The sequence below is a fragment of the Rhodopirellula sp. UBA1907 genome (genome assembly GCF_002337565.1).
In the GTDB taxonomy this organism is placed as follows: Bacteria; Planctomycetota; Planctomycetia; order Pirellulales; family Pirellulaceae; genus Rhodopirellula; species Rhodopirellula europaea.
Map to the genome: position 1 here is coordinate 39,109 of NZ_DDGH01000074.1, position 8,358 is coordinate 47,466.

General features: G+C 55.8%; 4 protein-coding genes and 2 tRNA genes. 3 read left to right on the plus strand and 3 right to left on the minus strand.

All coding sequences use genetic code 11. The features are described 5' to 3' along the window. Positions 1 to 88: 88 nt before the first annotated feature. Positions 89 to 703, minus strand: a complete 615-nt coding sequence (locus tag B2R17_RS16250) for a hypothetical protein (RefSeq protein WP_286764840.1) — start codon at positions 701 to 703, stop codon at positions 89 to 91. Between the two features lie 410 nt (positions 704 to 1,113). Between B2R17_RS16250 and B2R17_RS16255 the strand changes: the two genes are divergently transcribed. Together B2R17_RS16255 and B2R17_RS16260 are read left to right on the plus strand one after the other, a co-directional pair. Continuing rightward, positions 1,114 to 1,202: transfer RNA gene (locus B2R17_RS16255), tRNA-Ser, on the plus strand. Between the two features lie 127 nt (positions 1,203 to 1,329). Then, positions 1,330 to 1,402, plus strand: a tRNA-Lys gene (locus tag B2R17_RS16260). Positions 1,403 to 1,571: 169 nt separating this feature from the next. On the opposite strand, the gene B2R17_RS16265 is transcribed toward B2R17_RS16260, so the two are convergent. Both B2R17_RS16265 and B2R17_RS16270 read right to left on the minus strand, forming a co-directional pair. After that, the gene (locus tag B2R17_RS16265; RefSeq protein ID WP_286764802.1) at positions 1,572 to 4,724 is read right to left on the minus strand and encodes a DUF1583 domain-containing protein; all 3,153 of its coding nucleotides are present in this window, start codon (positions 4,722 to 4,724) and stop codon (positions 1,572 to 1,574) included. A gap of 109 nt (positions 4,725 to 4,833) precedes the next feature. After that, positions 4,834 to 6,399 carry a sulfatase family protein gene (locus tag B2R17_RS16270; protein WP_286764803.1) on the minus strand — a complete coding sequence of 522 codons (1,566 nt, stop codon included), beginning with the start codon at positions 6,397 to 6,399 and terminating at the stop codon, positions 4,834 to 4,836. Between B2R17_RS16270 and B2R17_RS16275 the strand changes: the two genes are divergently transcribed. Next, positions 6,398 to 8,263 carry a hypothetical protein gene (locus tag B2R17_RS16275; protein WP_286764804.1) on the plus strand — a complete coding sequence of 622 codons (1,866 nt, stop codon included), beginning with the start codon at positions 6,398 to 6,400 and terminating at the stop codon, positions 8,261 to 8,263. The two genes, B2R17_RS16270 and B2R17_RS16275, sit on opposite strands and share 2 nt — an antisense overlap. The last annotated feature ends 95 nt before the right edge of the window (positions 8,264 to 8,358 follow it).

Consider the following 8,358-nt stretch of genomic DNA (forward strand, 5'->3'; position numbering starts at 1 on the left):
GGAGGGTCGAGCGAAGCGAGGGGAGGGCCGAGCATGAACTCATGCATCCAACTCCCCCAGCCCAGCGCGAGATCCGTCATCAAAATCGTCAGTCCATTTCACGGATCACGACATCATCGAACTCGTTCAAGTCGTCGAACGATCCCAACCCGACACGTCCCGCCCCGAAGGTCTTGTCGACGACGCTCATGTGAGGCGTTTCCATGTCGTCAAAGTAGATTTCAATCTTTCCGCTTTCGACATCCCGGCGAAGCATCACGTTGTGCCAGTCGTTGTCCCATGGAGTCAACTTTTCGTTGGTTGTCAAAGCCAATCGGGGAGCGTCATTGACGATCATGATTTGGCCGCTGTGCGGATCGGGCTTGGCACCCAAATGGACGTAGTAGAAGTGCGCGGAATCTTGGTATCCAAAGAACACGCAACAATCTCGGTGGTTGCCGGTGTCCAGCGTGCTGCGAACACGAAATTGAATTTCAAAGCTACCGACCTCTAGATCTTTCACCAACGCCACATGGCCTGGGCTTCGGGTTGGTGGTGTGTACTCGGATTTGCGTTCGGTGATCTCGATCGACCCGTTCTTGGATTCTCCCGATGGAGTGTTCAGCTTCCAAGTCTTCGGATCGAGGTATTCCCATTTGTCGTCGCCGTTCTCAAAGTCGTCTTGGAAAACGACTTTTGCTGGCCGAGCGTCTTCGGCAGACACCAGCGGGGAGTAGGCGGAGAGAGTGGATGCCGCCAAAGCGGCCGACAAAACGTTCGCAAAAAGAGGTCGCATGGTGTTCGTGATCAGGTGGGGACGTGGTGGGAATGCGGCGGCTCGTCAAATTCAACGAATTGGCGAATCGACGTGGAAAGAACCAGTGTAGTGCAACGAAACAGCCTGCGGCAGAGTTCGCGGGACCGCTTCCTGGAATGGATTTCTGCTGGTTGGGGTTCCAATTGAGGCGACTGAGTCGGTTGCGACATCCGGCGGGGTTCCGAACCTTAAAAAAGTTCCTCGTGTCAGGCTGTCAGAGGCCAGAAAGGGTTGCAGCGGAAAGCGGAATGAAGCACAATCCCGCCTGACCGAAACACGTCACGCGGCGGCAACGTCCCGCGGGCACGTTTCCACCAGGAGCGGTGGCTGAGTGGTCGAAAGCGCCGGTTTGCTAAATCGGTGAACCGGGAAACTGGTTCCGCAGGTTCGAATCCTGTCCGCTCCGCTTGAACTCGGTCGGCCAGTTTGCTTCTGCAATTGGCAGGTTTCTTTCTCTGACATTCGTTCTCGAATGTTGGTGAATTTTGCTTCACCGTTTCGGTCTAGTTCAAACCGGCGATTCGTCGTCGGTCGAGAGTGTAGCTCAGTTGGCAGAGCATTCGACTTTTAATCGAATGGTCCTGGGTTCGAGTCCCAGCACTCTCACTTCTTTTTCTTTGGCCCCAGCGTGGGCGAGCGGCCCCAGAGCAATTGTCGCGTCGCAATCACCGCAACAAGAACACCGGTTGGTCGACCAACGAGCTCGCATGGGGCGTTGATCGGGATGGCACCGGACCAATCGCGAGAGTGAATCCCAAGCCGGAATTGGGCGGCGCTACGGATCGATGCGATCTGCGTGGACTACCACTCGCTTTAGCAGCACGCTCACTTGGCGACCTTCGCCATCTGCATGCAAAATGAACCTCAGGTCATCCGCCAGGATCGGATGGTTGCCGACTTCGAGTTTGCCAAGAACGCGTGCGACTTCCTGTCCTGCCTCTTGAATGAGCACGTACAACATTTCTTGCCGACGAGCCACGCGAAGAAGCTGGACATTCGAAGCGGGGTGGTTGACCAGTTCGGTGTAATCAAACTCTCCAGTCTCAGAAACCTGGCGAAGCTGCACCTCGCCTGTCTTCCGGTTGCTGGGCGAGATCGCGAACTTTGCATGAATTGACGTCTTCTTCGGATCGCGAAACTCGGTCTCGAGGAAGACAACACTTTCGCCTCTCCCAGCTGGCGGATCCAATCTCTTCACGTCGATCTCTGCCGCCACATCGAAATCACCATGCAGTGCGAATGGAAGCGTCAGCCCATGGCCCGTCCACGTATCCGATCCCGGTGCGGTGATGAGCAAACCTTCCTCGGTCGCTTGAAGCGATGAGGCTTGGCCGATTGTTTGGATCGATTGCTGCACTTCCTGATCCGAATAGTCCAGCGTTCTCGATTGCGCCAAAGCATCGCGTGATTGTCGAAGTTGTGCGACCGAAAGTGAGGGCATGACTGCGGGCCCTGAAAGTCGATCCGCGCGAACGGTCAGAGATTTCCAAATCGCTTTGGCGTGACCATTCTTGGTGGTCTCGACCACCAATCGTACTTTTGCCGAACCGGTGGTCTTCTTCGAAACGGTTTCGTTGTACAGATATTGAAACTGCGTCGAATCGTGGGCTGCAAACAAATAGTGGATCTGATCGCCGCGTCGAATCAAACGTAGCTTGCCCGAAGTCGCTGCTTCGCTCGTCCGGAATGGAAAGTGAAATGTTCGCTCTCCTTCTCGAATCGTGAAAATCGCCGACTGGACAATCTGTTCTCCGATCTCTTTCTTTGCGTATCGAGTGAACTTTCGGTACAGAACGCAATCCGTTGATCGCTCCGGCAGGGAAACCTTGAGGTGCACGTTTGCATCGCCACCCTCTTCAACCGCCGCTTCGAAACCAGCAAACTCGGCGATCAGGTCAAAGTCACCTTCCGTTTCCAAATTGGGTGAGATTCCATATTGAACGTGCTTCCCGCCGGGATGCTCGCAATGGATTCCCTCGTCCACCTGTGAGAAGTGCTGGGTCCAGTCGTTCCCTGTCATAAAGAAGCTGTCCAGAGGAAGTCCCTCTGAAAACTCGTGGTGGAAAACGTTCATACGCTCAGTTCCTTGAACCAATCGTTCCACCGTGTCATCCGCGAGCTCCTGCTGATCAGCTGCTGGCAATTGCTTCGGCCAGTCTCCGCTTAATACGACGTTGCGAACGAGGGCGGTCGTTTGATCACAAAAGTGAAACAGGCCGAACTGGTGAGTCTTTTCTGGATCGATGGAAGCGTGGAAGACACTTTCACCGTTCAGATGCAATTCAATAATTTCACCAGACCGAATTACCGTTGCTCGATTCCACTGATCGTCTCGAAGCAAACCTGCTGCGTTTTGGTTGACGGAACTGAACCGCAATTGGCCGACCTTCGGATGCCAAGCACCTCGATCGGAGTCCAGCATCATGACTTCTCGGCCGATGGCCGGATGAACGGCATGACTGCCTCGCCGATAAAAGAACTCGTAGGAGATCGTTTCTCGATCACCCAGTGGTCGGCCGTACTGCAGCAAGCTTTCTTGGAAGGAACCTTGAATCAAACCATGCTGGGCTCCTTTCAAAATCGGTGATCCACTGGACTCATTGCCGTTTGGATCGACAGACGATTGCAATTGCCAATCACGATCTTTGCCGACTGCTTCACCGAAGAAACTGCTCCATCCAAGCATGCGTTCGTCAGCCAACAAATCAACCGACGCTGGAATGCTGGGATTGCCGGTGATCCTCAGATCACGAACCCATCCATGCGTGTACCATTGACTGAAAATGGTGACCCAAGGATCAGCCATTGAAACCCGTTTGCGACAAACACTCCGGCCGTTGATGAACGTTTCGCAGAAGCCGTTCCGGACGACCAAGCGAACTCGCATGGAGGAGTCCGCATTGTCGAGCGGGCGAGCAAGCGAAATCGTCGGATCGTCCCCTGCGAAATGACCGCTGAGTATCGAGAGATGATCGTATGCAGGTCCGGCCCAATGCCCTCCGTATCCAAGACGGGTCTCGCAATAGTTGAAACCGCTCACAATGGCCTCGGCTTCGAAATCCCCAACCAGAGGAACATCGAAGTACAAGAAGTCGCGGTCGTGCCCACCGGTCTTTTCAAAGTGGCCGCGTTTAAAGGCCCATTGAGCGGCGGGGTAACTTTCCGCTTCCGTCACGGCTGTTGACCGGAAGCTCGCATGCCACCGTTGAGGAACGAAGACCTCTCCGACCTGGGCATCTGGACCCCAGACGGCGTGATTTCGAAATTGCCGCCAATGCAGAGAATAGTAAGCAGCAAAAGCACGTCGCTTCCACCTTTCTGGAAGAACCGACCCACCCTCACGCCCCAGTTCGTAGTAGCGAAACAAAATCGCCAAGCAGGATTCATGCAGTGCTGGCAAACGCTCCGCCTTCGCGATCAGTTCCAACGTGGGACCGATGAGCGACTCAACCCGATCGCGGTCGCAGACCAATGGCTCCAGTTCACCGAGCAACCGGACGGCCTCGTCGCTGTCTTCCCGTGAGATGGCGACCAAAGCCTGAGCGATCATCGCGTGAGCCAGATCAGCGTCTCTCTCACCGAGACGCTGCGCGACAGACGCCTCGACCTCGTCCAGTCTGTCCAACTGAGTCGCGGCATCAACGAGCAGAGAGACTGGCACGACCGATCGAGTTCCGATCGGTGAGAATTGCACATGGGTCGAGCCAGGCTGGCTGCCGCGTTCGCCAGCCAGCATCGCAGCATCTACCAAAACGCTGTCACACCGAATCACGTTCGTGCCGGTAGGGAAGACATATCCCTGCAGAAAACGGTACTGTTCTAGTTCGGAACGATCGCCCCATTGCCGAAACATTCCAGCGGTGCTTTGCAGGTTGCGCTCGCCAAAGATGACGTGCAATGCCTGCTCGTCGGCCCGGAAGTCACTCATGGCAACTCCGTGCAGACCAAACACTCCCACCAAGAAAATCACAACCCTGGGAAACGAGACCCTGAGAAATGATTGGCTCGGTGACCGGAAAGCGTTTCGGCAAATGCACTCATTCATAATCCCACTTCATGATCCAGGGGTCGTCGTACTTCTTCTGCAGCTTCTTCAGCTTGGCTTGGTACGCCTCCAGGACATCCGTGTGGCTGCTGCTGGTAGCCAGGTTCATGGACTCGTTCGGGTCGGCCTCGATATCAAACAGTTCAAACTCGGGACGATGGATGTACTTGCCGACAGTTTGCTGACCGTACGGTGCGTCCAAGCCCTTGGCCAATTGAGCCTGCCATGAACTGGCCGCCCACAGATCGCTGGCGAAGGGGTAGTCCAACGCATGGGCGATGTTCCAGATCAGTTTGTACTTGCCGTCGCGGATGACCCGCATTGGGTAGTACATCTGAATTTCATGGAACGTATGCGAAGCAAAGATTTCTTCGTGATGTGGCGTGTCCGGATCCGCCAACACGTCCATCCAGCTTCGGCCGTGGTAGTGATCCAGTGGCTTGTTGCCATTGTGGTTGTCCATCGGGGAAGCTCCTAATTCGTTGCGAAGCTTCTTGGCAGGAACCAAATTTTTCGGCGCGTTGGTCTTTCGGTCCAATCCACCGGCGAAATCCAGGATCGTCGGTGTGATGTCGATGTGACTGATCATCGAATCGCTTTCGACACCGCGTTTCTCTTGATACGGATCGCGAACAACCATGGGGACTCGCAGGCCACCTTCGTACACGGTCGTCTTGCCGCCGGCGAACGCCATCCCGTGATCACTGGTGAACACGATCATGGTTTTGTCGTAGAGGTCGGCTTCTTTGAGGATCTCAATCAGTCTCGCGACACCCTGGTCGATTCGGGCACATGATTGGTAGTACTGCGCCAGCTCGGCTCGTGTTTCAGGGGTGTCAGTCAAGAACGGTGGAATGACCACGTCGGCCGGATCGAAGAAGACCTCTTCGACGCCGGGATACGAACCACGCCGAGGCTTGTTGCCGAACAAGTCGGGTTTCAGCTCCAGGTCCGACGTTTTGTCAACGCCGCCGCCGCGGTGTGGGTCGGATGTTGCGAAGTACAGGAAGAACGGACGGTCGTCTTCTTGGTCCGTCAGAAAATCCTTCGCGGTTTCTGCCATCTGGACGGCGCTACGCGAATTGGCTTTCAGGTACGTTTCGTAGTGGTAAACCGATTCGGGCGCGACGTGGTATTTGCCAATGTGTCCGGTGCGGTAGCCGGTGTTTGCCATCACACGCGGCAAAGCCAAACCGGCGACGTCGTTGAATGAAGCAAACTTGTGATAATGATGTTGATGTCCAAACTGTCCGTTACGATGGTTGTGCAAACCACTCATCACCACACTTCGGCTGGCACTGCACGATGCTGTGGTGGCAAACGCGTTTCGAAACACCATGCCATCGGCGGCAACGGAATCGATCGCGGGAGTCACCGCCGCTTCGTCGCCATAACAACCCAACGTTGGGCTTTCATCGTCCGTGATAATGAACAAGACATTTCGTTCTGCTGCGTGCAACGACGTCGATGCGAACAGGCAAGTTGATGCGAACAGGCAAACAGCGGCGATCGCTGCTGCGAACGTGCAACGGCCTGCTTCGGTCCAAAGAGTTTTCATGTGGAAAAAGTGGTTGGGTGGGAATGAGGTGGGGAAGGGGGGCGCGAATCAATTCGCGAGGGCACCACTATACCTGATCGCCCTGGCCTTTTTGTGGATTTCGCATGCAGAAGCGATCGTGCGGGCCGAGGAGGATTCGCGGACAACGCCCGGCGAAACGCGAGATGCCGGCAAGTTGATCGATCGAGTCACCGCCTTCATTCCCTTGCCTGCCGCAGCCGATCCAATCGCATTGCCGAGCACAGATTCTGCTGATACGCCTTTGGTTTTGACCCCCGATATCGCCGCCCGGTCGGATTCTCCCAACGCGGCGGACGAAATTTGGTCGGCGTACATCGAGCTTTGGAAGGCCCACCACGCTGATCCAAGCCAGCCCGAGCTTCGCACCCTGTTTGGTTTGCCAGCCGATGCCGACGTGTTGATCACTCAGCGTCGCGGGCGGGTGGCGCCCAGCGAACTGCAATGGCGGCCTGGTTCATTTCGAGTTTGGCAATCCGATCACTTCGAAATTCTCAGCCAAGCCGACGACGTCGAATCCCGCCGCGTCGCCGAGTCACTCGAGCGAGAGTACTGGGTTTGGACCCAAGTCTTCTTTCCGATCTGGGCAGGTCGCGACCAAGTCGCGTTGATCACGAACGATTGGGACCGGCAGTCGACTACGGCCGATGCTCATCTGCGATCACTCTCTTCACCGGCTCGACTCAAGCACGGACAACGGCACCGAGTCGTCTTGCTACCGGATGCGGAACGTTACCGAGCCACCGTCGCGTCGGCGTTTCGAAACACGGACTCCAAAGCCGTCGCGGCCTCGACCGGTTTCTACAGCGACACGTTGCGACTTTCGTTCTTCTTTCCACAGCAAGATCTTTCGAGTTTGCACCACGAAGTCTGCCATCAACTATTCACCGAAGCATCCGCGAACGCGTCCCGACGCCGCCCGACTCGCGGCCAAGTGTTCGCGACGGCGACGACCAATGACTTCTGGTTGATCGAAGGTATCGCGGGATACTTCGAATCGTTGCGGTACGAACAATCGTTGGCCTATGTCGGTGGTTGGGAATCGCCGAGATTGCAATTGGCTCGCTATCAAGCCTTGATCGGTGGCGTTCCGATTGAGTCGCTGGAGGACCTGCAAGGTTCACGCGACGAAATGCAATCCAAACCCGATCTGGCTCGCTGGTACTCTCAGGCCAGCCTGCGGACGCACTTCTTGATGGACTCGGCTGTCCCAGCTGTACGCCGAGAGTTGATCAAGCAATTGGCAGATCTCTATTCACCATCGAAGAAACCGGCCGAGGTTGATCCACCGGACTCGATCGTGGAAATCAACCCGGCGGAAATCCTGCGTTCGCTCCGCGTCGACGACGCTCACATCAGCCTGAATCCGATCAAGGGCGATCTGGCAACGCTTTGTTTGGCTGGTTGCGAAGTCACAGGCGAAGGGCTGTCCAAGCAAAAGCCGATCAGTGGTCTGACATGGTGTGATCTTTCTCGATTGCCAATCACCGACGCCGATGTTCAGCAATTGGTCGCGGATACTAGCCTAATGGATCAACTCAGCTTGGAAGCCACCGGCGTCACCAACCAAATCGCGTCTCTGTTTCGTGGCGCAACGCAATTGCGCGAGCTCGACCTAAGCTACACCGCGGTCGACGATTCGGTGGTCCAGTCCATCCCGCCGTCGGTGTCAACGTTGTGGCTGACCGGCACGCAATTGACGGACGCATCCATCGACGGGTTGTTGAAGCTGCCTCGATTGCAGACCCTCGATGTTCAGCGAACGAAGATGACCGACCAAGGATTGCAGCGGTTCAAGCGGTCTCGACCGGAATGCCAGCTGAACCCGTTGAACATTCCCGAATGATTGAGTGAGGCGATCGGGGTTGGGGGCGCCATGTGAGACATGGTCTACGGGGAATCTATGTTGGATGAGGCGGAGGCACACTGAATTAGCCGATT